Source organism: Flavobacterium sp. FlaQc-57, assembly GCF_044007395.1.
Lineage (GTDB): Bacteria > Bacteroidota > Bacteroidia > Flavobacteriales > Flavobacteriaceae > Flavobacterium.
On sequence record NZ_JBIPDA010000024.1, the window covers coordinates 1 to 251 of the forward strand.

1 protein-coding gene is annotated in these 251 nt (G+C 44.6%); it reads left to right on the plus strand.

The window, feature by feature from the left end; translation table 11 throughout:
* The coding region (locus tag ACHRVZ_RS21445) for a hypothetical protein (RefSeq protein WP_395425058.1) at positions 1 to 251 on the plus strand (251 nt) is incomplete at both ends.

The window sequence follows — 251 nt, forward strand, 5'->3', positions numbered from 1 at the left end:
TCTTCACAAACTCTAACAGCTACCGCTACAGTACCAGCAGGTTCAAGCATTGTTTGGTATGATGCTGCCACAGGAGGAAACATAGTAAATCCGGCAACATTAGTAAGTACAGTTGCTGCTACCAGAACACTATACGGTCAGACTTCAAACGGAACTTGTTCAAGTTTGACAAGAACAGCTGTTGTTTTAACAATCAATGGCGCACCATCAGCACCAACTGCTCCGGGTAACGTAACAGTATGTGAGACAGG